The sequence below is a fragment of the Geodermatophilus sp. SYSU D00758 genome (genome assembly GCF_054049955.1).
The window spans coordinates 1-26,289 of the sequence record NZ_JBJGYK010000043.1 but is presented as its reverse complement, the minus strand read 5'-3'; the positions used below and the strand labels follow the sequence as shown (position 1 = coordinate 26,289).

The 26,289-nt window shown below is 76.7% G+C and carries 24 protein-coding genes and 1 tRNA gene; 15 read left to right on the top strand and 10 right to left on the bottom strand.

Annotated elements, in window-relative coordinates; all coding sequences use genetic code 11:
* Window positions 1-33: 33 nt before the first annotated feature.
* The 5 genes from ACI8AC_RS21435 to ACI8AC_RS21415 all read left to right on the top strand — a co-directional run bounded on the left by ACI8AC_RS21435 (window position 34) and on the right by ACI8AC_RS21415 (window position 7,202).
* Complete coding sequence (locus ACI8AC_RS21435) at window positions 34-1,653, top strand: BCCT family transporter (RefSeq protein ID WP_456899869.1); 1,620 nt, start codon at window positions 34-36, stop codon at window positions 1,651-1,653.
* An 83-nt stretch (window positions 1,654-1,736) separates the two neighbouring features.
* Window positions 1,737-4,952 carry an AfsR/SARP family transcriptional regulator gene (locus tag ACI8AC_RS21430; protein WP_456899868.1) on the top strand — a complete coding sequence of 1,072 codons (3,216 nt, stop codon included), beginning with the start codon at window positions 1,737-1,739 and terminating at the stop codon, window positions 4,950-4,952.
* An 80-nt stretch (window positions 4,953-5,032) separates the two neighbouring features.
* Window positions 5,033-5,680, top strand: a complete 648-nt coding sequence (locus ACI8AC_RS21425) for a class I SAM-dependent methyltransferase (protein ID WP_456899867.1) — start codon at window positions 5,033-5,035, stop codon at window positions 5,678-5,680.
* Window positions 5,681-5,774: 94 nt separating this feature from the next.
* Window positions 5,775-5,851, top strand: a tRNA-Met gene (locus tag ACI8AC_RS21420).
* A 223-nt stretch (window positions 5,852-6,074) separates the two neighbouring features.
* Window positions 6,075-7,202 (top strand): TerC family protein, encoded by a 1,128-nt coding sequence (locus ACI8AC_RS21415; RefSeq protein WP_456899866.1) that lies wholly within the window; start codon window positions 6,075-6,077, stop codon window positions 7,200-7,202.
* Between the two features lie 14 nt (window positions 7,203-7,216).
* Here the strand turns inward: ACI8AC_RS21415 and ACI8AC_RS21410 are convergent, their stop codons facing one another.
* The gene (locus tag ACI8AC_RS21410) at window positions 7,217-8,689 is read right to left on the bottom strand and encodes a nitroreductase/quinone reductase family protein (RefSeq protein WP_456899865.1); all 1,473 of its coding nucleotides are present in this window, start codon (window positions 8,687-8,689) and stop codon (window positions 7,217-7,219) included.
* A 222-nt stretch (window positions 8,690-8,911) separates the two neighbouring features.
* On the opposite strand from ACI8AC_RS21410, the gene ACI8AC_RS21405 reads away from it, so the two are divergent.
* From ACI8AC_RS21405 to ACI8AC_RS21395, 3 genes are read left to right on the top strand one after another with little or no spacing between them, the layout of a single operon-like run.
* Entirely contained in the window at window positions 8,912-10,198 is a 1,287-nt protein-coding gene (locus ACI8AC_RS21405; RefSeq protein ID WP_456899864.1) for a cytochrome P450, read from the top strand.
* The gene (locus ACI8AC_RS21400; RefSeq protein ID WP_456899863.1) at window positions 10,198-10,389 is read left to right on the top strand and encodes a ferredoxin; all 192 of its coding nucleotides are present in this window, start codon (window positions 10,198-10,200) and stop codon (window positions 10,387-10,389) included. Before ACI8AC_RS21405 ends, ACI8AC_RS21400 begins: the two co-directional genes overlap by 1 nt.
* 41 nt (window positions 10,390-10,430) lie before the next feature.
* A complete protein-coding gene (locus ACI8AC_RS21395) occupies window positions 10,431-10,715 on the top strand; it encodes a GNAT family N-acetyltransferase (protein WP_456899862.1) in 285 nt (94 codons plus the stop codon).
* A gap of 52 nt (window positions 10,716-10,767) precedes the next feature.
* On the opposite strand, the gene ACI8AC_RS21390 is transcribed toward ACI8AC_RS21395, so the two are convergent.
* On the bottom strand, window positions 10,768-11,274 hold the full coding sequence (locus ACI8AC_RS21390; RefSeq protein WP_456899861.1) for a VOC family protein: 507 nt from the start codon (window positions 11,272-11,274) through the stop codon (window positions 10,768-10,770).
* A 103-nt stretch (window positions 11,275-11,377) separates the two neighbouring features.
* On the opposite strand from ACI8AC_RS21390, the gene ACI8AC_RS21385 reads away from it, so the two are divergent.
* Window positions 11,378-12,247, top strand: coding sequence for a polysaccharide pyruvyl transferase family protein (locus tag ACI8AC_RS21385; RefSeq protein ID WP_456899860.1), 870 nt, complete (start codon window positions 11,378-11,380; stop codon window positions 12,245-12,247).
* Window positions 12,248-12,482: 235 nt separating this feature from the next.
* On the opposite strand, the gene ACI8AC_RS21380 is transcribed toward ACI8AC_RS21385, so the two are convergent.
* Window positions 12,483-13,619: a cystathionine gamma-synthase gene (locus ACI8AC_RS21380; protein ID WP_456899859.1), complete on the bottom strand. Its 1,137-nt coding sequence runs from the start codon at window positions 13,617-13,619 to the stop codon at window positions 12,483-12,485.
* Window positions 13,616-15,022, bottom strand: coding sequence for a cystathionine beta-synthase (locus ACI8AC_RS21375; RefSeq protein ID WP_456899858.1), 1,407 nt, complete (start codon window positions 15,020-15,022; stop codon window positions 13,616-13,618). Before ACI8AC_RS21375 ends, ACI8AC_RS21380 begins: the two co-directional genes overlap by 4 nt.
* A 104-nt stretch (window positions 15,023-15,126) precedes the next feature.
* On the opposite strand from ACI8AC_RS21375, the gene ACI8AC_RS21370 reads away from it, so the two are divergent.
* The 3 genes from ACI8AC_RS21370 to ACI8AC_RS21360 all read left to right on the top strand — a co-directional run bounded on the left by ACI8AC_RS21370 (window position 15,127) and on the right by ACI8AC_RS21360 (window position 17,786).
* Complete coding sequence (locus ACI8AC_RS21370; protein WP_456899857.1) at window positions 15,127-15,903, top strand: aldo/keto reductase; 777 nt, start codon at window positions 15,127-15,129, stop codon at window positions 15,901-15,903.
* 138 nt (window positions 15,904-16,041) lie between these two features.
* Window positions 16,042-16,845 carry an MEDS domain-containing protein gene (locus ACI8AC_RS21365; protein ID WP_456899856.1) on the top strand — a complete coding sequence of 268 codons (804 nt, stop codon included), beginning with the start codon at window positions 16,042-16,044 and terminating at the stop codon, window positions 16,843-16,845.
* On the top strand, window positions 16,842-17,786 hold the full coding sequence (locus ACI8AC_RS21360) for an anti-sigma factor RsbA family regulatory protein (RefSeq protein ID WP_456899855.1): 945 nt from the start codon (window positions 16,842-16,844) through the stop codon (window positions 17,784-17,786). The genes ACI8AC_RS21365 and ACI8AC_RS21360 overlap by 4 nt, the downstream gene beginning before the upstream one ends.
* Window positions 17,787-17,883: 97 nt before the next feature.
* On the opposite strand, the gene ACI8AC_RS21355 is transcribed toward ACI8AC_RS21360, so the two are convergent.
* A complete protein-coding gene (locus tag ACI8AC_RS21355) occupies window positions 17,884-19,056 on the bottom strand; it encodes a zinc-dependent alcohol dehydrogenase (protein WP_456899854.1) in 1,173 nt (390 codons plus the stop codon).
* Between the two features lie 23 nt (window positions 19,057-19,079).
* Window positions 19,080-20,027 (bottom strand): SRPBCC family protein, encoded by a 948-nt coding sequence (locus ACI8AC_RS21350; protein WP_456899853.1) that lies wholly within the window; start codon window positions 20,025-20,027, stop codon window positions 19,080-19,082.
* Between the two features lie 195 nt (window positions 20,028-20,222).
* On the opposite strand from ACI8AC_RS21350, the gene ACI8AC_RS21345 reads away from it, so the two are divergent.
* Together ACI8AC_RS21345 and ACI8AC_RS21340 are read left to right on the top strand one after the other, a co-directional pair.
* Window positions 20,223-20,738, top strand: a complete 516-nt coding sequence (locus ACI8AC_RS21345) for an XdhC family protein (protein WP_456899852.1) — start codon at window positions 20,223-20,225, stop codon at window positions 20,736-20,738.
* A complete protein-coding gene (locus tag ACI8AC_RS21340) occupies window positions 20,735-22,117 on the top strand; it encodes an FGGY family carbohydrate kinase (RefSeq protein ID WP_456899851.1) in 1,383 nt (460 codons plus the stop codon). The genes ACI8AC_RS21345 and ACI8AC_RS21340 overlap by 4 nt, the downstream gene beginning before the upstream one ends.
* A 3-nt stretch (window positions 22,118-22,120) precedes the next feature.
* On the opposite strand, the gene hisN is transcribed toward ACI8AC_RS21340, so the two are convergent.
* On the bottom strand, window positions 22,121-22,924 hold the full coding sequence (gene hisN, locus ACI8AC_RS21335) for a histidinol-phosphatase (protein ID WP_456899850.1): 804 nt from the start codon (window positions 22,922-22,924) through the stop codon (window positions 22,121-22,123).
* 21 nt (window positions 22,925-22,945) lie between these two features.
* The gene (locus ACI8AC_RS21330) at window positions 22,946-23,128 is read right to left on the bottom strand and encodes a DUF2795 domain-containing protein (RefSeq protein WP_456899849.1); all 183 of its coding nucleotides are present in this window, start codon (window positions 23,126-23,128) and stop codon (window positions 22,946-22,948) included.
* A 45-nt stretch (window positions 23,129-23,173) separates the two neighbouring features.
* On the opposite strand from ACI8AC_RS21330, the gene ACI8AC_RS21325 reads away from it, so the two are divergent.
* A complete protein-coding gene (locus ACI8AC_RS21325; protein ID WP_456899848.1) occupies window positions 23,174-23,710 on the top strand; it encodes a DUF2087 domain-containing protein in 537 nt (178 codons plus the stop codon).
* Window positions 23,711-23,846: 136 nt separating this feature from the next.
* On the opposite strand, the gene rsgA is transcribed toward ACI8AC_RS21325, so the two are convergent.
* Together rsgA and aroA are read right to left on the bottom strand one after the other, a co-directional pair.
* Entirely contained in the window at window positions 23,847-24,755 is a 909-nt protein-coding gene (rsgA, locus tag ACI8AC_RS21320) for a ribosome small subunit-dependent GTPase A (protein WP_456899847.1), read from the bottom strand.
* Between the two features lie 107 nt (window positions 24,756-24,862).
* Complete coding sequence (gene aroA, locus ACI8AC_RS21315; protein ID WP_456899846.1) at window positions 24,863-26,143, bottom strand: 3-phosphoshikimate 1-carboxyvinyltransferase; 1,281 nt, start codon at window positions 26,141-26,143, stop codon at window positions 24,863-24,865.
* Window positions 26,144-26,289: the final 146 nt, after the last annotated feature.

The window sequence follows — 26,289 nt, the reverse complement described above, 5'->3', positions numbered from 1 at the left end:
GTAGCCCTGTCGTCGATCACAGGAGTCGCCCTCGTGCGGAGAACCTCCGTCGTCTTCTGGTCCTCGCTGGCCGTCGTCCTGCCCATCGTCCTGTGGGGTGCCCTGGCGCCCGGGTCGCTGGGCTCGGCCGCCGAGGCCACCCGCGCCTTCGTCGTGGACCGCTTCGGCTGGTTCTACCTGCTGACCGCCACCGGCCTGCTGATCGCGGTCATCGTGCTGGCCGCCTCCCGCTACGGGCGGGTCCGGCTCGGTGGCGACGACGAACGGCCGCAGTACAGCACCGGCGCCTGGTTCGCGATGCTGTTCAGCGCCGGCATGGGCATCGGCCTGGTCTTCTGGGGCGTCGCCGAGCCCGTGTCGCACTACCTGGTGCCGCCGACCGCCAGCCCGGAGACCACCGAGGCGGCCCGCGAGGCGCTGCGCTACTCCTTCTTCCACTGGGGTCTGCACCCGTGGGCGATCTACTCCGTGCTGGCGCTGGCGCTGGCCTACGCCCGGTACCGCCGCGGCTGGAAGGCCACCATCAGCGGGGCGCTGCGCCCGGTGCTCGGCGACCGCGCGGACGGCCCGGTCGGCATCGCCGTGGACACCATCGCCGTCGTCGCCACCGTCTTCGGGGTCGCGACCTCGCTGGGGCTGGGTGCCGCGCAGGTCAACGGCGGCCTCGCCGCGCTGAGCGACGGCATCGCGGTCGACGCCGGCGTCCAGCTGGCCATCATCGCCGTGGTCACCGTGCTCTTCCTCGTCTCGACCCTGTCGGGTCTGGACCGGGGGATCAAGTGGCTGTCCACGGTCAACGTCGTCCTGGCCATCGGGCTGCTGCTCTTCGTCCTGTTCACCGGCCCGACCGGCCGGCTGGTCGGGGCCTACACGACCACGCTGGGCAGCTACCTGACCGAGCTGCCGACCATGAGCCTGCAGACCGGTCCGTTCGACGTGGAGCGCTCCGAGTGGATCAACGGCTGGACGGTCTTCTACTGGGCGTGGTGGATCTCCTGGTCGCCGTTCGTCGCCACCTTCATCGCGCGCATCTCCCGCGGCCGGACCATCCGCGAGTTCGTCATCGGCGTGCTCGGCGTGCCCACCCTGCTCAGCGGCCTGTGGTTCGCCGTGTTCGGCGGCGCCGGGGTCCTCGCCCAGCAGGACGGTGCCGGCCTGGGCGACCAGGGCACCGAGTCGCAGCTGTTCGCGCTGCTGGACACGCTGCCCGGCGGGGTCGTCGCCGGCATCGGCGCGATGGTCCTCATCGTCACGTTCTTCGTCACCAGCGCCGACTCCGCGACCTTCGTGCTCGGCTCGCTGAGCACGCAGGAGGGTCGTGACCCGGCCCGGCCGGTGAGCATGGTGTGGGGCCTGCTCATCGCGGCCACGGCCGCCGTCCTGCTGGTCAGCGGCGGGCTCGAGGGCGTGCAGACCGCCTCCATCGTGGCGGCCGCACCCTTCGCCGTGGTCCTGCTCCTGACGCTGGTGGCGCTGGTGCGCGGGCTGCGCGAGGAGCACGTCCCGGCCCGCCCGGCGCCGCGCGGCCCGGCCGCGCAGCCGGGGGCCCCGGTCGTGGAGGACCGGGTGCCCGATGGCCACGGCGCTGGGCGCGGCGCTGGGCACGGCGGGGCCGTGCCCAGCGGCGCGACGCGCGACGAGGCGGTCCGCTAACCCCTCGGGGGAGTTCCCGGTCCGCGGTGTGCGTCGTCCCGCCGGGGCCGGGACCCCCCGCCGGGGCCCCTACGATCGCCGGCATGCGGGTGGGCGTCCTCGGGCCCCTGGAGCTCAGCGCCGGAGAGGGCCCGGTCCACGTCCCGGGGCACCGGGACCGGGCGCTGCTGGCCGTCCTGGCCCTGGCGCGCGGCGAGGTCGTGTCGACCGACCGCATCGCCGACGAGATCTGGGGCGGGACCCCGCCGGCCGACCCGGTCAACTCCGTGCAGGCGCTGGTGTCCCGGTTGCGCCGGCTGGTCGGCGCCGATCGGGTGACCACCCGGCCGCCGGGGTACCGCCTGGCCCTCGGGCCGCGTGAGCTCGACGCCCACCTGTTCGAGCAGCTCACCCGTGAGGGCCGGCTGCGGCTGGCCGGCGGGGAGCCCGCCGAGGCCGCCGCGCTGCTGGGGGAGGCCCTCGCCCTGTGGCGGGGGCCGGTGCTGGCCGACCTGCCCGATCTCCCCGCGGCGGGCGTGGCCGCGGCGAGCCTCTCCGAGGCGCGGTTGGCCGCGGTCGAGGACCTCGCCGACGCCCGGCTCGCCCTCGGCCTCGCGGTCGAGGTCGTCGGTGACCTCACCGGGCCGGTCGCCGAGCACCCGCTGCGGGAGCGGCTGCGCACGCGCCTGGCGCTGGCCCTCCACCGCAGCGGCCGGCAGGCCGAGGCGCTCGGGGTCCTCCGCGCCGGGGCGGCGCACGTGCGCGACGAGCTCGGCCTCGACCCGGGTTCCGAGCTCACCGCGCTCCACCGGCGCATCCTGGCCGGCGACCCGGCCCTGGACGGGCCGGCCCGGCCGGGCCCGTCCCCTGCGGCACACCTCTCGCGGGGGACGCCGGCCGCCCGTACCCGCGGCGGGCTGCCGCGGCCGAGGAGCAGCTTCGTCGGCCGCACCGCCGAGCTCGCCGTCCTGCAGGAGGCGCTCGCCGGGCCGGCGCAGGTGGTCACCCTGCTGGGCCCCGGAGGAGTCGGGAAGACGCGGCTTGCGGTCGAGACCGCCCGCCGCACCGCCGACCGCAGGCCCGGCGGCACCTGGTTCGTCGACCTGGCCGCCGTGCCCGGGCCCGCCCAGGTCCCCGACGCGGTCGCCGCGGCGCTCGGCGTCACGGGCGCACCGGACCCGGCCGGGGGACCCGCGCCGTCCCCGGTGGCCCGCGCGGCCACCGCGCTGGCCGACCGGCCGGCCCTGGTGCTGCTCGACAACTGCGAGCACGTGCTGGACGCCGTCGCCGACCTCGTCGACGAGCTGCTGGGGCTCGCGCCGGCGGTGCAGGTGCTGGCCACCTCCCGGGCGGTGCTCGACGTCGGCGGTGAGCACGTCGTGCCGCTCGCGCCGCTGCCGGTCGGCGCGCTGGACGACGACAGCGAGGCCGTCCGGCTCTTCCTCGACCGGGCCCGTGCCGCCGACCGCACGCTGCGCCCGGACGCGCGCGACCTGGCCGCCGTCCGCGAGATCTGCCGCCGCCTGGACGGGGTCCCGCTGGCCCTCGAGCTGGCCGCCGCGCGGGCGCGGGCGCTCCCGCTGCCGGAGATCGCCGCCCGCCTGGGCGACCGCTTCGGCCTGCTGCGCAACCGGGACCGCTCCGCCGCCCCGCGCCAGCTCCACCTCGAGGCGCTGGTCGGCTGGAGCCACGAGCTGCTCTCCGCCGACGAACGGCGGGCCTTCCGGTGGCTCGGCACGCTGACCGGTCCGTTCGCGCTGGACACCGCCGAGGAGCTGCTCGCCGCCGCCGGCCTGGACCCCGACACCGCCCTGGACGTGGTCGCCGCGCTGGTCGACCGGTCGATGCTCGCCCGCGAGGGCGACGGGGCGTCCGCGCGCTTCCGCATGCTGGGGATCCTGCGGGCCTACGCGTGCGACCGGCTGGCCGAGGACGGCGAGGAGCCCGCCGCCCGGCTCGCGCACGCGCAGGTGCACCTGCGCCGGGTACGCGACGCCGCCGACCTCGTGCACGGCGCCCGCGCCCCGGAGGCCCTGGCCGTGCTGGCCGGCCTCGCCGACGAGGCCCGCGCGGCACTGGCCTGGGCCACCGGCGCCCGGCGGGCGGACGTCGCCGTCCCGCTCGCGACCGCCTTCGGCTGGTTCTGGTTCCTGCGCGGCCCCCACGCCGAGGCGCTGGACGCCGTGCGCCGGACCCTGGACCTGGCCGGGGACGACGACGCGCCGGCGCTGGCCACCTCCGGGGCGCTGATCGCCGCGGTGCTGCGGGACCCGGCCGTGCCCGCGCTCACCGAGCGGGCGGTGCGCGGGCTGTCCGGCGACCCGGCGCGCGCCGTCCCGCTCGCCGTGGCCGCCCTGCACCGGTTCTCCCGCGGGGAACCGGCCGAGGCCGCGCGGGAGGCCACGCTCGCGGCACGCATCGCTGCGGGGCTCCCGGAGGACGGGGCGACCCCCTGGCCCCGGGCGTGGGCGCTGGGCTTCGCCCTGCTGGTCGCCGGTGCCGCGGAGTCGGCGGTCGACCTCGACCGGGCGGAGGCGACCCTGACCAGCGCCGAGACCGCCTTCGCGGCGGCCGACGACGGCCACGGGCTGGCACGGGTGCGGGTGCAGCAGGCACTGGTGGCCGAGGCCCGCGGGGACTACGGGGCGGCCGTCGCCCGGCTCACCGCGGCCGGGTCGGCGCTGCGCCGGCTCGGCCTGCCGGACCTGCTCGCCTCGGTGCTCGGCCAGCTGGGCAACGTGCTAGCGCTCACCGGGGCGACCGACCGCGCCCGCACGGTGCTCGAGGAGGCGCTCGAGGTCGCCCGGGCGGCCGGCAGCGCGGACGTGGTGGCCTACGTGCGCAACGCCCTCGGCCACGTCGCCCGTGCCGAGGGTGACCTCGCGGCGGCCCGCGACCACCACCGGGCCGCGCTGGCGCACTACCAGGCGGTGGCCGCTCCCAGCGGCATCGCGCTGACCCGGGCCCGGCTGGGCAGCCTCGCCGAGCTCGACGGCGACCTGCCCGCTGCGGAGGCGCACCACCGCGCCGGGCTGGCCGCCGCCCGCGCCACCGGGGACCGGCGCGCCGTCGCGCTGGCACTGGAGGGCCTCGCCGCCGTCGCCGCCGCCGGAGGCGACGTGGCGTCGGCGGGTCGGCTGCTCGGCGCCGCCGAGGCGCTCCGGACGACGGCCGGTGCACCGCTGGCCGCCGCGGAACGCGCGGACGTCGACCGCGTGCTCGCCCGACTGCGGCAGCGGCTCGACGACCGAGCGGTCGGCGAGCTCCTCGAGGAGGGCCGGCGCGACCGGGACCGGCTGGCCGCCGCACCCCCCGGCTGACCGGTCTCAGCGCCGTCTCAGCGCGCCGTCAGCGCCGGGGGCGACGGTGTCGGCACGACACCGGACCCCGAGGAGCACCCGTGAGCGCGCCGACCCGCCCGACCCCCGTCCCCCTGCCCGCCCGACGCGGGCACCGGTTCTTCGCCTGGGCCTACGACCGCCTCAGCGGCGCCGCCGAGGCAGGACCGCTCGGCGACCTCCGCCGCGAGCTGGTGGGCGGGGCGGGTGGCACCGTCGTCGACCTGGGCAGCGGGACGGGGCACAACCTCGCCGCCCTGCCCGCGGCCGTCACCGAGCTCCACCTGGTCGAACCCGACCCGCACATGGTCACCCGGCTGGCCCGCCGGATGCCCGCCGCCGCGCACCTGCACGAGGTCGGCGCCGAGGCGCTGCCGCTGGCCACGGGGAGCGCCGACACGGTGATCACCACGCTGACCATGTGCAGCGTCGACGACCTCGACGCCGTGGCCCGGGAGGCCTACCGCGTCCTGCGGCCCGGCGGGCGGCTGCTGGTGCTGGAGCACGTCCGTTCGGCCGATCCGCGCACCGCCGCCCGGCAGGACCGGCTGGACCGCCTGTGGGGCCGGCTGGCCGGGGGCTGCCACGTCAACCGGGACACCGCCGCCGGCCTGGCCCGCGCCGGCTTCGACACCTCGGCCCTGCGCCGGGTGACCCTGCCCGGGCCGTCGATCAGCAACGAGGTGGTCACCGGCACGCTCCTGCGCTGACCGCCCCGAGGCCCCGGAGCCGTCCGACGAGGGGGAAGGCCGGGCCCGGGGCCCCTGAGCGCGTCCGGAGCGCCGTGTATGGTGGGAGTCGCGACGCGGGGTGGAGCAGCTCGGTAGCTCGCTGGGCTCATAACCCAGAGGTCGCAGGTTCGAATCCTGCCCCCGCTACCAGGAACAGGGGCCCTCACGGTGACCGTGAGGGCCCCTGTCGTCCGTGCAGGGGCCCTCTTTGCGGTCCCGTGACGACCGGTGGGCGGGGGACTGCCCCCGCTCCGGTCGGGAAGGGACACCCGGACGGCTGCGGTCGGCGCCGCGTGCAGCCGGCCGGCATCCGGACCCGTGCCGCCGGGGCGTCCAGGGACGCCCCGGCAGGAGGATCGCGAGGGTGGGGACCATGGACTCAGCTGCGTCCGGCGGGACGGTGCTCGCCGCGCTCCCGCAGGCGCCGGCGGCCCTGGAGACGATCGGGACGCCGGTCCTCTGGACGGCGACCATCGCCGCCGTCGTCGTCCTGCTGGCCCTCGACTTCGTGATCACCCGCAGGCCGCACGCCGTGTCGATGCGCGAGGCGGTGGGCTGGTCGGTCTTCTACGTGGCGCTGCCGCTGGCCTTCGCCGTCTTCGTGTGGGCGCGGTACGGCTCCCAGACGGGGCTGGAGTACCTGACCGGTTACCTGGTCGAGAAGTCCCTGTCCGTGGACAACCTGTTCGTCTTCATGCTGCTGCTGTCGGCCTTCGCCGTGCCGGCGCCGCTGCAGCAGCGGGTGCTGCTCTACGGCATCGTCGGCGCGCTGGTGCTGCGGGGCGTCTTCATCGCCCTCGGGGCGGCGGCCCTGCAGAACCTGAGCTGGGCCTTCCTGCTCTTCGGGGGGATCCTGCTGGTGACCGCGGTGAAGGTGCTGCGGGACCAGACGTCCGGCCACGGCAACGAGGTGGACGTCGCCTCGATGCGGTCGGTGCGGCTGCTGCGCCGCTTCATGCCGGTCACCGAGGACTACCACGGTCCCCGGTTGTTCGTGCAGCAGGCCGGCCGGCGCGCGGCGACCCCGTTCGCGCTCGTCGTGCTCGCCGTCCTCGCCACCGACGTCGTCTTCGCGGTCGACTCGGTGCCCGCCGTCTACGGCATCACCGGCGACCCGTACCTCGTGTTCGCCACCAACGCCTTCGCGCTGCTCGGGCTGCGGGCGCTCTACTTCGTGCTCGAGGGGGCGCTCAGCAAGCTGGTGCACCTGGGCTACGGCCTGGCCGCCATCCTCGCCTTCATCGGCACCAAGCTGGTCCTCCACTGGGCGCACGGGGTGTGGCCGGGGGTCCCGGAGATCCCGACCCTGCTCTCCCTCGGGGTCATCGTGGGCATCCTCGCCCTGGTGACCGCGACCAGCCTCTACGCGACCCGCGGCGACCGGCGGGGCGAGGACCACCCCGAGCACCAGACCGGCCACGTGTCCCATCCCGGCGGGATCCCCCGATCGCTGCGGGCGGACGCCGACCCCGAGCCCCCTCCTCGGAGGCGCGGCAGCTGAGCCCGCCACCGGGCTCACCCGGTGCCCGGCCGCGGGGCGCCGGTCGGCGGGACCGCCGGGTCGGGCAGCACGCGGAACGTCGGGAACCGGTCGGCCACGGTGGCGATCTCGCCGTCGGCGAGGTCGGGGCCCACGCCGAAGAACGCCCGGGCCTCACGCCGAACCGCGGTGGTGCCCGGGCGCCGTCCCGCCCTGAGCACGTAGGCCCGGATGACCGGGGCGCGGTCGGGCACCGGGACCTCGACCAGCGTCACCGGCTGCCGACGCCCGCGGCGGGCGAGCACGGCCCGGCCTCCGGCCGCCCGCACGTTGCGCACCCACTCGGACTCGCCGGTGAGGGAGACCAGGTGGCCCCGGCCGTCGTGCTCGGCGCGCACCAGGTTGGTCTGGCGGACCACCCCGCTGCGGCGGCCCGGCACCTCGAGGGTCACCACGCAGCCCGGGCTCAACCCCAAGGCGGTCAGCGCGTGCCCCAGCCACTGCAGCCGCGCGTACAGCCGGGGCGGCGGGCGGTAGCGGTCCGCGCGGGGATCCCCGACGGGCACGATCAGGCGGTCGACCCTCCGCCGGCGAGGGCTGCCGTCCTCGTGCGCGAGGTCGCGCAGCGCCTCCGCCGTCCCCACCGTCAGCGGGTACCCGTGCCCGGGCAGCAGCACCCGGGGGCGCAGCGCGGCCAGGGCCGCGATCGACCGTCGCGCCGTCCGCCGCTGCCAGGTCGAGTACCACGGCGGGCCGGCGAGCCGCTGCCGGCCCGACAGCGCACCGGGGACCGAGCCCAGGTCCACGGTCACGAGGGCGTCACCGGAGACGAGGACACCGTCGCGCCGGCGCAGGTAGGCGACGGAGCCGGGGGTGTGCCCGGGCGCGGCGACCCACTCCCAGTCGGGCAGCCCGGGGACGGCGCCGTCGGGCTCGAGGGGGCGGGTGACGTCGGTGATGTCCCCGGCCGCCTCGATCCGGGCCCGCGTCGCCGCCGGGAGCAGGCGCATGACCGGCATGACCAGCCAGTGGTCCAGCGGGGTGTCGAACTCGGGCAGGTACCTCCCGGCGGCCATCGGCAGCTCGTCCGGGTGGACGTGCACCGGCACCTGCCACGCACGGGCGAGGTCGCCGGCGGCGGCGGAGTGGTCGGGGTGGATGTGGGTGAGCAGGATCGCCGTCGGCCGGGCGCCGGGCCCGAACAGCGACTCGGCCGCCCGCCGGACGGCCTCCGCGTCGCCGGCCCACCCGGCGTCGAGCAGCGCCCACGCGTCCCCGGATCGGACCAGGTAGCAGTTCGAGGCCAGCACGCCGGGGCCGAGCGCGAGGGCGTGCACGCCGGGGGCCACCGGCACCGGGCCTCGGCGGCCGGCCGCCGGTGGCCAGCGGTCCGGGGTCCCGTCGAGGTACCGCTTCAGGCCGGCCCGGACCCGCCGCTCCAGCAGGGCGCTGACCACCCCGGCCCTCCGGGCGGTGGACCGGTCCTCCGTCATCCGCGTGCCGGTCACGACGCACCCCCTCGACAGGCGGCGGGACGGCTCCGTCGACGTGCCCACCGGTACCGAACCGTCCCCGGACGACGGTGCCGCGGGGAGGGCCGGAGGGGCCGGGACGGGGGCGACCATCGTCCCGAGGCCGACGTCCGACCGGTCGCGAGGTGTGTTGTGCACCACGCCCGGTCCTCTCTAGCGTGACGGTCACCACTGACCGTCTGCCCGAGGAGACCGCCCGTGAGCGTCGAGGCCCCCGTCCCCGTCCCGGTCGACCTGGACGAGGTCGACCTCTCCGACCGGGACTGGTGGGTGCGCCCACCCGCGGAGCGGCACGCCGCCTTCGACCGCCTCCGCCGCGAGCGCCCGTTCGCCTTCTTCGCCGAGCCGGAGATCCCGGGGATCCCGACCGGCCCGGGCTACCGGGCGGTGACCCGCTACGCCGACCTGGAGGCGATCAGCTCCCAGCCGGCGCTGTTCTGCTCCGGCAAGGGCGCGGTGTCGATGCAGGACATCCCGGCCGAGCTGCACGAGTTCTACGGCTCCCTGATCAGCATGGACGACCCCCGGCACGCCAAGATCCGCCGGATCGTCTCGAAGACCTTCACCCCCCGCATGCTCGAGCGCACCCTCGACTCGGTGCGCGCGGTGGTGGACGACGTCCTGGCCGCCGCCCGGCGCACGGCCGAGGCCGGTGACGGCTCGATCGACGTCGTCGCCGACATCGCCGCACCCATCCCGCTGCGGGTCATCTGCGACATGATGGGGATCCCGGAGGAGGACCGCCCCGGCGTGCTCAACCGGTCGAACATCATCCTCTCCGGCGGCGACCCCGAGCTCATCGAGGACGGCGACCCCCTCACCGCGTTCCTCACCGCCGGCATGGAGATGGCCGCGCTCATGGAGCGGCTGGCCGCCGAGCGGCTGGAGCAGCCGCGCGAGGACCTCACCACCGCGCTGGTCACCACCGAGGTGGACGGCGAGAAGCTCTCGCACCAGGAGATCGCCTCGTTCTTCATCCTGCTGCTGGTGGCCGGGAACGAGACCACCCGCAACGCCCTGTCCCAGGGCCTGCTCGCGCTGGCCGAGCACCCCGACCAGCGGGCCCGCTGGGCCGCCGACCCGGCCCTGGACCGCACCGCCGTCGAGGAGGTCGTGCGCTGGGTCAGCCCGGTCACCTGGATGCGGCGCACCGCCACCCGGGACGGCGAGCTGAACGGCCACCGGTTCTCCGCCGGGGACAAGTTCCTGCTGTTCTACGCCGCGGCCAACCGCGACCCGGAGGCGTTCCGCGACCCCCAGGTCTTCGACGTCGGCCGCGACCCCAACCCGCACGTCGGCTTCGGCTCCAAGGGCCCGCACTTCTGCCTCGGGGCCCACCTCGCCCGCCGGGAGCTGGCGGTGACCTTCCGCGCGATCTTCGACCAGCTGCCGGACCTCGAGGTCACCGGCCCGCCGGACCGGCTGCGCTCGTCGTTCGTCAACGGCCTCAAGCGGCTGCCCGCGCGGCTGACCGGGATGCGCTGATGCGGGTGTCCGCCGACCGCGAGCGCTGCGTGGGCTCCGGCCAGTGCGAGCTGCTCGCCCCGGAGGTCTTCGAGGTCGACGACGACGGCGCGGTCCGCGTGCTCGTGCCCGAGCCGGGGGAGGAGGAGCGCGACACCGTCCGCGACGCGGTCGCGCAGTGCCCGACCGGGGCGCTGACGGTCAGCGGCTGAGCCCGGGAACACGGGCCGGGCCCGCGCGGTTGCCGCCGTCCATGGAGCTCACCGTCACCGACGTCCCGGAGGCCGGGCGCTACGAGGTCCGCGACGGCGACCGGGTCCTCGGCCTGGCCGCCTACCACCGCCGCGGCGACCGGGTGGTGTTCACCCACACCGAGGTCGACCCGGAGCAGGAGGGCAGCGGGGTGGGCAGCACGCTCGTGCGCGGCGCGCTCGACCAGGTGCGCGCCGCGGGCCTGCGGGCGGTGCCGCGCTGCCCCTTCGTGCGGGCGTGGATCGAACGGCACCCGGACTACGCCGACCTCGTCGAGCAGCGCTGAACGCAGTCGAGCGGAGTGCCCCGTGCCAGGAGATCTCGCACGGGGCACTCCGCTACAGCACCTGCGAGCCGTACATCTCGCCGAGCGGGTCGGCGATCAGCTCGATGCGGGCCCCGTCGGGGTCCCGGAAGTAGACCGACACCCCGCTGTGCACGGCGTGCTCCACGCCGGCCTCGGTCAGCCGCTCCACCAGCCGGTCCCAGCGCTCGGGTTCCACGCTGATGGCCACGTGGTGCAGCCCGCCGAGCACCTCGGCGTAGGGCCCTACGTCGAGGCCGGGGAAGTCGAAGAAGGCCAGCAGGTTGCCGTTGCCGATGTCGAAGAAGAAGTGCGAGGAGCCCGGGTAGTCCCGGTTCTCGATCAGCTCGGTCAGCGGGAAGCCCAGCACGTCCTGGTAGAAGCGGACGGTGCGCTCCACGTCGCTGCTGATCAGCGCGGTGTGGTGCAGCCCCCGGGCGGTGGAGGCGGGGCGCTCGCCGGCCGGGCGCAGGTGCGCGGCCCGGAGGCGGGCCCGCTCCTGCTCGCGGGCGGCCGGGTCGACGGCGTCGGTGGTGCTCATGGGCGCATCCTCCTCCCGGTCGGGGCGTACCGGGCAACCGCTGCGACCTGGATCTCCCCGCTTCGGCGCGCCCGTCCGGCGCCCGGCTGGGAGGCTGGCGGCCGTGCGTGTGCTCGTGGCCGGATGGTTCAGTTTCGACGAGGTGATCGCCACCGTGGGCGACCAGCTCGGTGCCGCCACGGTGACGCGGTGGCTCACCGAAGCGGGGGTCGACCACGACGTCGCGGAGGCGCCCTACCTGGGCAGCGGGGTGAACTGGCGCGACGTCGACCCCGCCGACTACACCCACCTGGTCTTCGTCAGCGGCCCGCTCAGCGACTCGCCCCTGCTGCGCGAGCTGAGCGAGACCTTCGCCGGCAGCCGGCGCTGGGCGGTGAACGTCTCCGTGGTGAGCGAGGCGGGGCGGGCCCTGTTCGACGAGGTCTGGGCACGGGACGCCGACGGCGCGGCCCGGCCCGACCTCGCCGTCGAGGGACCGACCCCGTCGGCCCCGGTGGTGGGGGTGGCCTTCACCCCGGCGCAGGGCGAGTACGGGGACCGCTCCCAGGCCGACCGGGTGCGCGGTGCCATCGAGGAGTGGCTGGCCACCCGGGCGCTGCCCTGGTTCGAGCTGTCGATGGACCTGTTCGAGAAGCCGCACCGCCGCCGTCCCGTGCAGGTGGAGGCGCTGATCCGGCGGGCCGACGTGGTGGTCAGCATGCGGCTGCACGCCCTCGTGCTGGGGGTCAAGCACGACCGCCCGGTCATCGCCTGCGAGCCGATCGCGGGCGGGGCCAAGGTGACCGCCCAGGCCGGTGCGCTCGGCTGGCCGGTCGTGCTGGCCGCCGAGGAGGTCACCGGCGAGCGGCTGGACGCGGCGCTCGAGCACTGCCTGTCCGGTCAGCTGGCCGAGCCGCTCCGGGAGGCCCGGGACCGCGGGCGGGAGGCCGACGCCCGCACCCGGGAGTGGCTCACGGCCCGGCTGGGGCGCTGAGCTCCGGCAGCGGGACCCGGTGGCGGACGGGTCGCGACGCGGTGCCGGCCTGCCCGCGCAGCAGCAGGATCCCCCTGACGGTCCTACGTCTCTGAGTGCAACTGCACTCGAAGACGTAGGACGCCGGGTGGCCGCCGCCCGACGAGGGGGCAGGGCGGCAACGCGCGGGGAGGCACGACGGTCAGGGCAGGGCCGCGGGTCAGGGCAGGGCCGCGGGTCAGGGCAGGGTCGCGGGTCAGGCCAGGGCCTGGTCCAGGTCGGCGAGCAGGTCCTCCACGTCCTCGATGCCGACCGAGAGCCGCACCAGGTCGGCGGGCACCTCCAGCGGCGAGCCGGCCGCGCTCGCGTGGGTCATCCGCGCCGGGTGCTCGATGAGCGACTCGACGCCCCCCAGCGACTCGGCGAGGGTGAAGACCTGCGCGCGCTCGCAGACCCGCAGCGCCGCCTCCTCGCCACCGGTCAGCCGGAAGGAGAGCATGCCGCCGAACCCGGACATCTGCTTCGCGGCGATCTCGTGGCCGGGGTGGTCGGGCAGACCGGGGTAGAGCACCGCCGACACCGCGGGGTGGGCGGAGAGGTGCTCGGCGACGCGGGCGGCGTTGGCCTGGTGCCGGTCCATCCGCACGCCGAGGGTCTTGATGCCGCGCAGCACCAGCCAGTCGGCCAGCGGCCCCGACACCGCGCCCATGGCGTTCTGGGAGAAGGCCAGCTGCTCGCCCAGCCCGGGGTCGGAGACGACCAGCGCCCCGCCGACGACGTCGGAGTGCCCGCCCAGGTACTTGGTGGTCGAGTGCACGACCACGTCGGCGCCGAGGGTCAGCGGCTGCTGCAGGTACGGCGAGGCGAAGGTGTTGTCGACGACCAGCAGCGCGCCGGCGTCGTGGGCCACCTCGGCCAGCAGCGCGATGTCGGCGACGTTGAGCAGCGGGTTGGTCGGCGTCTCGCACCAGATCACCCGCGTGGTCGGCCGGATCGCGGCGCGGAGGGCGTCGGCGTCGTTGAGGTCGACCGGCGTGTGCTCGACCCCCCACCGGGAGACCACCCGCGAGATCAGCCGGAACGTGCCGCCGTAGGCGTCGCCGCCGAGGACGACGTGGCTGCCCGGCTCGCACACCGTCCGCAGGAGGGTGTCCTCCGCGGCCAGGCCGGAGGCGAACGCCAGGCCGGTGGTGCCCCGCTCCAGCGACGCCAGGGCCTCCTGGAGCGCGGTCCGGGTCGGGTTGCCGCTGCGGCTGTACTCGTACCCGCCGCGCAGCCCGCCCACGCCGTCCTGCTTGAAGGTGGTGGCCAGGTGCAGCGGGACCACCACGTCCCCCGTCGCGGGGTCGGGCTCCTGCCCGGCGTGGATGGCGCGCGTGTTGAAGCCGGTCATGCCCCGACGGTAGGGCCGGGGCCGGCAGGGCGGCCGGCCAGGTGCCCGAGCACGTCCTGCCGGGTGACCACCCCGGCCGGCTTGCCGTCCTCGTGCACCAGCAGCGCGTCGGCCGAGCCCAGCGCGGCCACCGCGGCGCTCACCGGCTCGCCGGAGCCGATGATCGGCAGCGGCGGGGACATGTGCCGCTCGACCCGGTCCGACAGGCTGGCCCGGCCGGCGAACAGGGCGTCCAGCAGGATCTTCTCGCCCACGGACCCGACCACCTCGCCCGCGGTCACCGGCGGCTCGGCCCGCACGACGGGCAGCTGGCTCACGCCGTACTCGCGCAGGATGTCGATCGCCTCGCGCACCGTCTCGTTGGGGTGGGTGTGCACCAGCTCGGGCGTCGTCCCGCCCTTGCCGGACAGCAGCTCCCCGACGGTCTCGCCGCCGGTCTCCTCGAGGAAGCCGTAGTCGGCCATCCACTCGTCGTTGAAGATCTTGCCGAGGTAGCCGCGGCCGCCGTCCGGCAGGAGGACGACGAGGACGTCGTCGGCGGTCAGCCGCTCGGCGGCCCGCAGCGCGGCCACCACCGCCATGCCGCAGGACCCCCCGACCAGCAGGCCCTCCTCGCGGGCCAGCCGCCGGGTCATGGCGAAGGAGTCGCCGTCGCTGACCGGGATCACCTCGTCGGCGATGCCCCGGTCGTAGGTCGAGGGCCAGAAGTCCTCGCCGACCCCCTCGACCAGGTAGGGCCGGCCCGTGCCGCCGGAGTAGACCGAGCCCTCCGGGTCGGCGCCGATGACCCGCACCCGCCCCTCCGAGGCCTCCTTGAGGTACCGGCCGACGCCGCTGATCGTGCCGCCGGTGCCCATGCCGGTGACGAAGTGGGTGACGCGGCCGTCGGTCTGCGCCCAGATCTCCGGGCCGGTCGTCTCGTAGTGGCTCTGCGGGTTGGCCGGGTTCGAGTACTGGTCGGGCTTCCAGCCGCCGGGCGTCTCCCGGGCCAGCCGGTCGGAGACCGAGTAGTAGGAGCGCGGGTCGGCCGGGTCCACCGCCGTGGGGCAGACGACGACCTCCGCGCCGTACGCCCGCAGCACGTTGATCTTCTCCTGGCCGACCTTGTCGGGGCAGACGAACACGCACCGGTAGCCGCGCTGCTGGGCGACCAGCGCCAGCCCGATGCCGGTGTTCCCGCTGGTCGGCTCGACGATGGTGCCGCCGGGCCGGAGCGCCCCGCCGGCCTCCGCGGCGTCGACCATGCGGACGGCGATGCGGTCCTTCACCGACCCGCCGGGGTTGAGGTACTCGACCTTGGCGAGGACCAGCGGCGCGTCGGGGCCGAGGTCGCGGGTCACCGACGTCAGCCGGACCAGCGGGGTGTTGCCGACCAGGTCGACCACGGACTCGGCGTACTGCACGGCTGCCCTCCTCGCCGGGCGCCGACCGCCGGCGCCCCGGGCCCATCCCACCAGACCGACGCCGGGCAGGTGTCCGCACTCACCCTCCGGGGCAGGTGCCGGGCATGACGCAGATCCCCACGGCCGACCTGCCCGGCGGCGGCCGCATGCCGCTGCTCGGGTTCGGCACCTGGCAGCTGTCCGGCCGGCAGTGCTACGACGCCGTCCGCACCGCCCTGGACGCCGGCTACCGGCACGTCGACACGGCCACGATGTACCGCAACGAGGCCGAGGTCGGCCGGGCGCTGCGCGACTCCGGCGTCCCCCGCGAGGAGGTCTTCGTGACCACCAAGCTGCCCCCGGCGCGGGCCGACCGGCCCGAGGAGACGATCGCCGCCTCGCTGGACGCGCTCGGCCTGGACCGGGTCGACCTGTGGCTCGTGCACTGGCCACCGGGGGACGCCGGGGTGGACCTGTGGCGCCGGTTCCTCGCCGTCCGGGACGACGGGCGGGCGCGCGACGTCGGCGTCTCCAACTACAGCCTGGCCCAGCTGGACGAGGTGACCCGGGCGACCGGGGAGCGGCCGGCGGTCAACCAGGTGCCGTGGGCGCCGTCCCGGTACGACGCGGCGGTGGAGGATGGGCACCGCGAGCGCGGCGTCGTGCTCGAGGGCTACAGCCCGTTCAAGAACACCGACCTCGGTGCCCCGGTGCTCCGCGAGGTGGCCGACGCGCACGGCGTCACCCCAGCCCAGGTGGTGCTGCGCTGGCACCTCGAGCACGGCGTCGTCGTCATCCCGAAGTCGGCCACCCCGGAGCGGATCGCGGCCAACGCCGCGATCGCCGGCTTCTCCCTGACCCCCGAGGAGGTCACCCGGGTCGACGGGCTGGCGCGCGGCTGAGACCGGCGGCCCGGGGCCGGCCGGGAAGGCCACGTCAGCGGCACGGACGGGGGGTGCCGGGCGTAGCGTGGCGGCGTGAGGTCGGACGCGCGCCCTGATCCCGGACCGGGCCGCGGTCCCCGAGGCCACCGGTGCTGCGTGCACCGCCACCCGGGGGAGTTCGACCGCCGGCGTTCGGCGTTCCTCGCCGACGGGCTCCGCGAGGGGCTCCGGGTGGCGTGGACGGGGGCCGGTGGCGTGGACGCGGCGCGGGCCGAGCTGGCGGGCCTCGGCGACGTCGACCGGCTGCTGGTCGACGGCACGGTGCAGCTCCTGCCCACCGCGGGGGTGTACGGGCCCGGTGGCGTGGTCGAGCCCGAGCGGGTGCTGGCGGGCTACGCGGCGGCGACCGAGGCGGCCCTGGCCGACGGCTTCCGGGGTCTGCGGGTGGGCGCCGACGTCACCGACCTGGCCCGCACCCCGGCGCAGCAGGACGCGTTCGCCCGCTACGAGTTCCTGGTCGACGGCTACATGGCCGACCACCCGTTCTCGGCGATGTGCGGCTACCGCACCGAGCTCGGGGTGCACACCGTGGCCGCGTTCGCGGCGCTGCACGACGAGGAGCCCCCGGCACCGGGGGACCCGCTCGCGGAGACGTCCTTCCGGGTGTTCGCCTGCCCCGACGGTGCGCTCGGCCTCGCCGGCGAGTTCGACCTGGCCACCGTCCCGGTCCTCGACCGGCTGCTGGCCCGGCTGCGGCCCGGGGCCGGCACCGGCGCCCTGGTCGTGGACATGGCCGGCGTGGCCTTCCACGACCACAAGCTGCTGGTCACGCTCGACGCCTACGCCCGGACCGCGGACGTCGCGCTGTCGCTGCGCTCGGCACCCCGGCTCACCGGCCGGCTGCTGGCGCTGCTCCCCGAGGCCTGCCTGCGGGTCACCGGGTCGGGGGTGACCGCGTGAGGGCGGGTGCAGCGCGCGGGCACGTCGGGCACTTCCACGAAGCCGGGTTCTACGCCTCCGACGCGGAGTTCCTGGACCTGATCGTGCCGTTCGTGACCGAGGGCGTCGCCGCGGACGAGCCGGTCATCATCGGCTACGACGACCGCAAGACCGCGCTGCTGCGGGCGGCCCTGCCGTCCCCGGACGCGGTCACCTTCATCGCCGACCGGAGCCTGTACGCCTCGCCGGCCGGTGCCATCGAGGCGTACCGGCGGGAGTTCGACCGGCACCTCGCGGCCGGCGCCCGGCAGATCCGGATCGCCGGCGACGTCCCGCACGAGGGCAACGGGGGCCGGTTCGCCGCCGGCGGGTGGGACCGGTACGAGTCCGGCGTCAACACCGCCTGGGGCGACCGGCCGGTGTGGAGCCGCTGCCTGTACGACGCGACCACGGTGCCCGCGACCGTGCGTGACGTCGTCGAGCGGACCCACCGGAGGCTCGTCACCCCCGACGGGGCGACCGCCAGCCCGCGCTACCAGGACGTCGCCGACTTCCAGCCCCTGCCGTCCCCGGTCGACCCCCTGGAGTCGACCCCGCCGACGCTGGTGCTGGCCGACCCCTCACCGCGGCGGACCCGGCACCGCATCGCCGCGGTCGCGGACGGCCTGATCGGCTCCGACGCGCTCGAGCAGCTGGTCCTCGCGGTGTCCGAGGCGGTGGAGAACGCACACCGGCACGGCCGCCCGCCCGCCACCGTGACGGCCTGGGCGGCGCCGGGGCGGGTCGTGGTGCACGTCCACGACACCGGCCCCGGCCCCGCCAACCCCCTGGCCGGCCTGGTCCGCGAGGAGTCCTCCGCCGGCGGGCGGGGGCTGTGGCTCAGCCACCAGCTGCCCGACGTCGAGATCGCGCTGACCGCGGCCGCCACCGGCTTCACCGTCCGCCTGCGCGGTGTCGCCTGATGCTGCGCGGTGTCGCCTGACGCTGCGCGGTGTCGCCTGACGCTGCGCGGTGTCGCCTGACCCTTGACGGGGACGGCGGCGGTGCCGTGGGCGACCCTCAGGGCTTGAGGACGATCTTGTTGGCGCCGTCCTCCTTGTCCCGGAACATGCGGTAGGCCTCCGGCGCCGCCTCCAGCGGCAGCGTGTGCGAGACGACGAAACCGGGGTCGATCTCGCCGTTGCGGATCTTGTCGTAGAGCGGCCGGATGTACCGCTGCACCGGCGTCTGGCCGGTGCGCACGGTGATCGACCGGTTCATCAGCGAGCCGATCGGGAACTTGTCCATCAGGCCGCCGTAGACACCGATGATGGACACGGTGCCGCCGTTGGCGACCGACATGACCGCCTCGCGCAGCGCGTGCGGGCGCTCGGTCTCCGACATCACCGCCTGCTTGGTGCGGTCGTAGGCCTGCACGGCCGTCGTCGGGTGGTGGGCCTCGAGGCCGACGGCGTCGATGCAGCCGTCCGGCCCGCGCCCGGCGGTCAGCTCCTTGAGCGCGTCGGTGACGTCGACCTGCTCGTAGTCGAGGACGTCGGTCGCCCCGGCCTGCCGGGCCCGCTCCAACCGGTAGTCGAAGCGGTCGATGGCGATGATCCGTTCGGCACCCATGAGCTTCGCGCTCGCGACGGCGAACTGGCCGACGGCCCCCATGCCCCAGACCGCCACGACGTCGCCGGGCCGGATCTCGCAGTGCTCGGCGCCCATGTAGCCGGTGGGGAACACGTCGGTGAGGAACAGCAGCTGCTCGTCGGTGTGGTCGGTCTCGACCACCAGCGGGCCCACGTCGGCGAACGGCACCCGGACGTACTGCGCCTGCCCGCCGGGGTAGCCGCCCATCATGTGGGAGTAGCCGAAGATGCCGCACGGTGAGTGGCCCATGGCCTTCTCGGCGATGCCGGCGTTGGGGTTGGAGTTCTCGCAGACGCTGAACAGGCCGCGCTCGCAGGCCGAGCACGCGCCGCAGGCGATGGGGAAGGGGACGACGACCCGGTCGCCGACCCGCAGGTTCCCCACCCCCTTCCCGACCTCCACGACCCGGCCCATGAACTCGTGGCCGAGGATGTCACCCCGCTGCATCGTGGGGACGAAGCCGTCGTAGAGGTGCAGGTCGGAGCCGCAGATCGCCGTCGAGGTGACCTCCACGACGGCGTCGCGGTCGCTCAGGATCTGCGGGTCGGGGACCTCGTCGACCTCGACGTGGTGCTTGCCCATCCACTGGGTGGCGCGCACGGTGGTTCCTCTCCGGGATCGGGTCAGGCGGGCGGGGCGGCCGCGCGCTGGCGCAGCATGCGGGCGGCGGACGGGCCCTCGGGGGTGGCCGCCGACCGGACCACCTGCCCGGTCTCCAGCACCTGCTTGAAGCGGGCGAGGTCGTCGCGGACCTGCTGGTCCGGCGCCTCCCCGAAGAGCTTGGCCACGGCCTTGCCGGCCCGGCCGCCGGGCTGCCCGTAGGCCAGCCGCACCCGGACCTCGGTGCCGCGGTCGCCCGGCGCGGGGGTGAACTCGACGGTGCCGGTGTTCGGGATGCGCGCCCCTGGCAGGGAGCGCCAGCTGATCAGCCGGTCGGGGCGGTCCTCGACGACCTCGGCGTCCCACTGGACGGTGCGCCGCCCCGGGGCCTCGGCGACCCAGCGGGTCCGCCGTCCGGAGTCCAGCGGACGGACCTCGCGGACGTGCGCCATGAAGGTGGGCAGCCGCGTGAGGTCCCGCCAGTAGCCGTAGACCTCGGCGGGGGGCTTGTTGACGGTCGTGGCCGCCGAGACCTCGACCGTGCCCTGCCACGGTGGGGTGGCGGGGAGGTCGGCGCCGGGGCCACGTCGCCGGACGCGGGAGGCGCGCACGGCGGTGAGGACGTCGAGCAGCGCCAGCCCTCCGACGGCGACCGTCGCCGCGCGCAGCCGCCGGTACCGCTCGCCCCGGCGGGACGAGAGCGCGACCCCCATGGCCGTGAGGTCGACGGCGTCGCCGAGGACCCGGGTCCAGGCCCAGGCGGGCCGCCCGGCCAGCAGCGGCACCGCGTGCAGGAGCTCGCGGGCCCCCACGGCCGGGATGAGGCCGAGCGCCGTGTCGGAGTCGTCGACCCCGGACACCCGCGCGACCCCCTCGGGGTCGCGCAGCATGGCCGCGCCCAGGCCGGCGCTGGCCAGGCCCAGGACGCGGGCGGTGCGGCGCAGCCCGTCCGGGACGGCGGTCGAGCTCATCGGGACCTCCCGGGGTCGGGACCGCGCGCCTACCCGGATCGCCCGCGTCCGGAACCCCCGGGTGCCGGCGCTGCCGGCCGTCGTCGGGGCCGGAGCCCTGGTGGCGCGGGACGGCGGCGGTGAGGATCCCGGCATGACGCCGAGCCGCACACCCGCACCCCCCGCCTTCCGCGACCGCCCGCGGAGGAGGGCCGCATGACCGCGACCGACCCGAACTGCGGCGTCGCCCACGGGGACCCCGCGCCCGCGGCGACCGGCCGGGCCCTGGTGGCGGTGTTCGCCTCCCCGGTGGCCGAGGTGCTGCTGCGCTGGGGGGCCGAGCTCGGCTTCCGCACCCTGCTGCTCGACCCGGACCCGGCCCGCGGCGCCGACCTGACGGCCTTCGGGGCGCTGCCGGGTGACCTGCCGGAGGCCGGCGTCGACGTCGTCGTCACCGACCACCACCGGCCGGAGCTCGGCGAGGTCCTGCGCGACGCGCTGGCGCGGCGGGTGCGCTGGGTCGGCGTCATGGGCAACCCGCGGCACGAGGGCCCGCACGTGGCCGCGCTGGCCGCCCTCGGCGTGCCGCCGGAGGAGGTGGCCCGGGTGCACCGGCCGATCGGGCTGGACATCGGCTCCCGCACGCCGGCGGAGATCGCGCTGAGCACGCTGGCCGGGCTGCTCGCCGACCGCAACGGGCGCACCGGCGGGACCGCCCACCGGCCGCGGTGAGCGAGGTCCTGCTGGGGGCCGACCTCGGCACCAGCGGGCTCAAGCTCGTGGCCCTCGACCCGGGTGGGGTGGTGCTGGCGGAGGGCGAGTCGGCCTACCCCGTCGACGCACCCCGGCCGGGCTGGGCCCAGACCGACCCGGCGGTGTGGCGGCGGGCGCTCGACGACGCGCTGGCGCAGGTGACGCCCGCCCTGGCCGGGCGGCGGGTGGCCGGCCTCGGGCTGTCCGGGCAGATGCACGGCGCGGTGCTGGTCGACGACCGCGGGGTGCCGCTGGCGCCGGCGGCCCTGTGGCCGGACAGCCGCGCGGCGGCGCAGGTCGCCCGCTGGCGGGCGCTGCCGCCGGCCGACCGGGCGGCCCTGGCCAACCCGCTCGTGGCCGGCATGACCGGCCCGCTGCTGGCCTGGTTCGCCGAGCACGAGCCGGCCCTGCTGACCCGCGCGGCGGCGGTGCTGCTGCCCAAGGACGCGCTGCGCGCCGCCCTCCTGCCCGGCGCCGACCCCCGGGTCACCGACCGCAGCGACGCCTCGGCGACCTTGCTGTGGGACGTCGTCGCCGACCGGTGGTCGCCGGCCGCCGCGGCCGCCGCGGGCGTGGACCCCGGCGTCCTGCCGGTCGTGGAGGACGGGGACCGGGTCGCCGGGACGGCGCGGCTGCCGGTCGGCGCTGTGCCCGTCGTCGTCGGTGCCGCCGACACCCCGCTGGCCCTGCTCGCCGCCGGGCCCGCCGGGGGGGTGCAGGTCAACCTGGGCACCGGCGCCCAGGTGCTGCAGCCGGACCGGGTCCCCGCCCCGGCCGACGACCCCCCGGTGCACTGCTACGCCGGCGCCCGCGGCGGCTGGTACGGGATGGCCGCCCTGCAGAACGCGGGCTCGGCGTGGGAGTGGGTGGGCCGGGTGCTGGGCCTGGCGGCCGCGGAGCTGTTCGAGGTGGCCGCGGCGGCCCCGGCGGGAGCCGGCGGGGTGGTGTTCCGGCCGTTCCTCACCGGCGAGCGCGGCGGGGTGGCCGGGCCGGGGGAGCGGGGGCGCTGGACCGGGCTGTCGGCGGGGACCACGCGGGCCGACCTGGTGCGCGCCGCGGTCGAGGGGGTGGTGTTCGCGGTCGCGGCGGCCGTGGACCTGCTCGACCCGGGCCCGGGCGAGGTGCTGCTGACCGGCGGGGGCGGGCGGCCGGCCGTCGTCCGGCACCTGCTCGCCGACGTCCTCGGCCGGCCGGTGCGCCACCTGCCGCTGCGCAGCGCCTCGGCCGTCGGTGCCGCCCTGCTGGCCGCCTCGGGGACCGGGGTCGAGGCCCACCGGCCGGCCGCTCCGGGCGCGGCGGTGCCACCGCGCGCCGATCCCGCGCTGCGGGCCGCCGCCGAGCGCTGGCGGTCGGGCTGAGCGTCAGGCCGGGTCGGGTGCCCGGAGCAGCCCCAGCGCAGCGCCGTGCAGCAGGCCGTTGGTGGCCAGCGCGCTGCCGCCGGTCGGCCCCGGGGCGCCGGTGAGGTCGGTGAACCGGCCCCCGGCCTCCCGGACGATCACGTCGAGGGCGGCGAGGTCCCACACGGAGACCTCGGGCTCGCAGGCCACGTCGACCGCGCCCTCGGCCAGGAGCACGTAGCTCCAGAAGTCGCCGTAGGCGCGGGTGCGCCAGGCGGCGCGGGTGAGGTCGAGGAAGCCCTCGAGCAGGCCCCGCTCCTCCCAGCCCGACAGGCTCGAGTAGGAGAGGCTCGCGTCGCCGAGCTCGTGCACCTGGGAGACGGTGCAGCGCGTCGCCGACTCCAGCCGCCGCCCGGTCCAGGCACCGACGCCCTTCGCCGCCCACCAGCGGCGGTTGAGCGCCGGCGCCGAGACCAGGCCGACCACGGGCTCGTCGCCGTCGAACAGCGCGATGAGCGTGGCCCACACCGGCACGCCGCGGACGAAGTTCTTCGTCCCGTCGATCGGGTCGAGCACCCAGCGCCGCGGACCGTGCCCGGTCATCCCGAGCTCCTCACCGAGGACGGCGTCCCGGGTGCGGGCGCGGGCCAGGGTGATCCGCAGCTGCTCCTCGACCGCGCGGTCGGCGTCGGTGACCGGCGTGAGGTCCGGCTTCGTGTCGACCTGCAGGTCCTGCGCCCGGAAGCGGTCGAGGCTGATGGAGTCCGCCTGGTCCGCGAGCACGTGCGCCAGGTGCATGTCCCCCGTGAGGTCCCGGCCCGGTGTCATGGGCACCGAACCTACTGGGGGTCAGTCGAAGACGGCGGCGCTGACCCCGCTGGGCCCCTCGTACTCCCGGTCGTCGATCCTCTCGAGCGCGTCGACGACGTCCTTGCTGCCGCCGTTGTCGCGCGCGTGCTGCACGATCTGCTCCTTGCCGGCCGGGTAGTCCATGCCGGAAAGGGCCTTCTGGATGTCGATGGGGCTCACCATGCCCGGGCCCCTACCCCCGGCCGGCCCACGGCATACCGTCGCGGGGTGGACGCCGCGACGATCGCCGGGCTGCTCGCCGACCCGGCCCGCCTCAAGGTGGTCGCCGCGCTGGCCCTGGGTGCGGGCACCATCGAGGAGGTCGCCGCCGCGTCCGGGCTGTCCCTCAAGGACGTCGCGCTGGCCGCCCGCCGGCTGGCCCGGGCGGGGCTGGTCCGGCGCGACCGGCACGACCTCGAACTGCTCACCGACCGCTTCGGGGAGGTCGCCCGGGCGGCGGCCCGAGCCGCTCCGGCACCGGAGCCGCTGTCGGACGACCCCGCCGAGGACGCCGTCCTGTCGGCGTTCGTGCGCGCCGGGCGGCTGGTGTCGATCCCGGCCGCCCGTGGCAAGCGGCGGGTCGTCCTCGAGCACCTGGTGCGGGTCTTCGACGTGGGCGTGCGCTACCCCGAGCGCGAGGTGAACGCGCTGCTGGCCGTGTGGCACCCCGACGTGGCGGCGCTGCGCCGGTACCTGGTCGACGAGGGGCTGCTCTCGCGGGAGGCCGGCCTCTACTGGCGCTCCGGCGGCTGGGTCGACGTGTAGCGGCCCCCGTCCCCGTGATCATGGCACCGTGACCACGCCGTGGGCCCGCGCGGCGGTCGTGGCGCCATGATCGCCGCGCGTGGCCCTGGTAGGGGCCCGCCGCGAGCGTGCGAGGGGTGGGGAGGAGGGGGTCCTCTCAGTGGCCGGGGTCGAGCTGGCCGACCGCCTCGAGCAGCCGCCGGACGCTGGCCAGCCGCTCCCGGCGCCCCGGGGGCCCGGCATCGGCCCAGGCGTCGAGGGCGCAGTCGGGGTCCTCGGCCGTGTGCCCGCAGCCGGGCGGGCAGTCGACCGCGGCCTCGGCGACGTCGTCGAAGGCCACCAGCACGTCCTCCGCGGTCACGTGCGCGAGGCCGAACGAGCGGATACCCGGGGTGTCGATGACCGTGCCCCCGTCGGGCAGGTCCAGCAGCACCGCGGACGACGACGTGTGCCGCCCCTTGCCGATCTTGGTGACCTCGCCGATGGCCCGGTCGGCGTCGGGCACCAGCCGGTTCACCAGGGTCGACTTCCCGACCCCGGACTGGCCCACGAGCACGCTCATCCGCCCCCGCAGGCGGGCCAGCAGCTCCTCCAGCGACGCCTCCCGGGACACCGCGACCGCGTCGACCTCCAGCCCCGCGTAGCGGTCCAGGAGGGCCCGCGGGCTGGCCAGGTCCGTCTTGGTCAGGCACAGCAGCGGCTCCAGACCGCCGGCGTAGGCGGCCACCAGGCAGCGGTCGAGGAAACCCAGCGCCGGCTCGGGATCGGCGACCGCGGTGACGATCACCAGCTGGTCGGCGTTGGCCACCACGACCCGCTCGGTGGGGTCGGTGTCGTCGGCGGTCCGGCGCAGCGACGTCGTCCGCTCCTCGATGACGACGATCCGGGCCAGGGAGTCCGGCCGGCCGCTGGTGTCACCCACCAGCCGCACCCGGTCGCCGACGACGACGCCGTGCCGGCCCAGCTCCCGGGCACGCATCGCGGTCACCTCGACCGGGCTCCGGCCGGGGCCCTCGACGCGGACGGTCATGCGGCCCCGGTCGACCGCGACCACCAGGCCCGGCACCGCGTCCTCGTGGCGGGGACGGGTGCGGGTGCGGGGCCGCGAGCCACGCCGGTTCGGCCGGACCCGGACGTCGTCCTCGTCCGACCGGCTGTCGTGCCTGCGGGGGCTCAGGAGCGGGCCCCGGCGTGCGACGCGAGCATCCGCTCCCACCGGTCGACGAAGTCCGGCAGCGTCTTGGCCACCGCGCCGGGCCCGGTCACCTCCACGCCCTCGACGGCCAGCCCGAGGACGGCGGCGGCGTGCACCATCCGGTGGTCGGCGTAGGAGTCCAGCCGCGCCGGGCGGGGCGGGCCGGGCTCGACGACCAGCCCGTCCGGCAGCTGCTCGACCCGCGCCCCGACGGCGGTGAGGACCTCCTCGAGGGCCTGCAGCCGGTCGGTCTCGTGACCGCGCAGGTGCGCGATGCCGGTGAGCCGGGAGGGGCCGTCGGCCAGCGCGCACAGCGCGGCCAGCACCGGGGTCAGCTCGCCGACCTCGCCGAGATCGGCGACCAGCGGGCCGATCCGGCCGGTGCCGGTGACCGTCAGGCCGGTGCCCGAGCGGGTCACCTGCGCCCCCATGCCGCCCAGCAGCGCGTCCAGCCGGCCCCCGGGCTGGGTGGTGGCCCCGGGCCAGCCGGGCACGGTCACCCGCCCCCCGGTGACCAGCGCGGCGGCGAGGAAGGGCGCGGCGTTGGACAGGTCGGGCTCGAGCACCTCGTCCCGCGCGGCCACGGGACCTGGGGCGACCCGCCAGCCGCCGTCGGTCGCGGTGACGGCGACGCCGCGCTCCCGCAGGGCCGCCACGGTCATCTCGACGTGCGGCAGCGAGGGCAGCCCGCCCGCCACGGTGAGGTCGGCGCCATCGTCGAAACGGGCCGCCGCCAGCAGCAGCCCCGAGACGATCTGCGAGGACTCGCTCGCGTCGACGGTCACCGCGCCGCCGCGCACCCGACCGGTGCCGTGCACGGTGAACGGCGCCCGCCCGCGGCCGCCGTCGTCCACCCGGACGCCGAGGTCGCGCAGCGCCGCCAGCAGCCCGGCGTTGGGCCGCTCCCGCAGCCGCGGGTCGCCGTCGAGCCGCACCGGGCCGTCGGCCAGCGCGGCGACCGGGGGGAGGAAGCGCAGCACCGTGCCGGCCAGGCCGGCGTCGACCTCGGCCGGGCCGCGCAGGGGGCCGGGGGTGACCACCCAGTCCCCGCCCTCGTCGGCGACCCCCACGCCGAGCGCGCGCAGGCCGGCCGCCATGAGCTCGGTGTCCCGGGCGCGCAGCGGGCGCACGAGCCGGCCGGGGCCCTCGGCCAGGGCCGCGAGCACGAGCGCCCGCGCGGTCAGCGACTTGGACCCGGGCAGGGGCACGACGGCGTCGACCGGGGTGCGGTGGTGCGGCGTCGTCCAGACCTGCGTCACGGCCCCAGTCTGCCCTGCACCGCCCACCCGGCCCGGGGCACGGGCGCGCCGCGGCACCGGGGGCATGCGCCGGGGGGGGGGGGCGGCCCCGCCCGCGCGCGGGGGGGCGCCCCCCCCACCCCCCCCGCCCCCCGCCCGCGGCCCCC

Excerpts from the sequence above, each read along its gene's own strand:
- ACI8AC_RS21430 (WP_456899868.1), top strand. The coding sequence starts at position 1,737 with ATGCGGGTGGGCGTCCTCGGGCCCCTGGAGCTCAGCGCCGGAGAGGGC.
- ACI8AC_RS21415 (WP_456899866.1), top strand. The coding sequence starts at position 6,075 with ATGGACTCAGCTGCGTCCGGCGGGACGGTGCTCGCCGCGCTCCCGCAG.
- ACI8AC_RS21400 (WP_456899863.1), top strand. The coding sequence starts at position 10,198 with ATGCGGGTGTCCGCCGACCGCGAGCGCTGCGTGGGCTCCGGCCAGTGC.
- ACI8AC_RS21395 (WP_456899862.1), top strand. The coding sequence starts at position 10,431 with ATGGAGCTCACCGTCACCGACGTCCCGGAGGCCGGGCGCTACGAGGTC.
- ACI8AC_RS21390 (WP_456899861.1), bottom strand. The coding sequence starts at position 11,274 with ATGAGCACCACCGACGCCGTCGACCCGGCCGCCCGCGAGCAGGAGCGG.
- ACI8AC_RS21380 (WP_456899859.1), bottom strand. The coding sequence starts at position 13,619 with ATGACCGGCTTCAACACGCGCGCCATCCACGCCGGGCAGGAGCCCGAC.
- ACI8AC_RS21370 (WP_456899857.1), top strand. The coding sequence starts at position 15,127 with ATGACGCAGATCCCCACGGCCGACCTGCCCGGCGGCGGCCGCATGCCG.
- ACI8AC_RS21350 (WP_456899853.1), bottom strand. The coding sequence starts at position 20,027 with ATGAGCTCGACCGCCGTCCCGGACGGGCTGCGCCGCACCGCCCGCGTC.
- ACI8AC_RS21345 (WP_456899852.1), top strand. The coding sequence starts at position 20,223 with ATGACCGCGACCGACCCGAACTGCGGCGTCGCCCACGGGGACCCCGCG.
- hisN (WP_456899850.1), bottom strand. The coding sequence starts at position 22,924 with ATGACACCGGGCCGGGACCTCACGGGGGACATGCACCTGGCGCACGTG.
- ACI8AC_RS21330 (WP_456899849.1), bottom strand. The coding sequence starts at position 23,128 with ATGGTGAGCCCCATCGACATCCAGAAGGCCCTTTCCGGCATGGACTAC.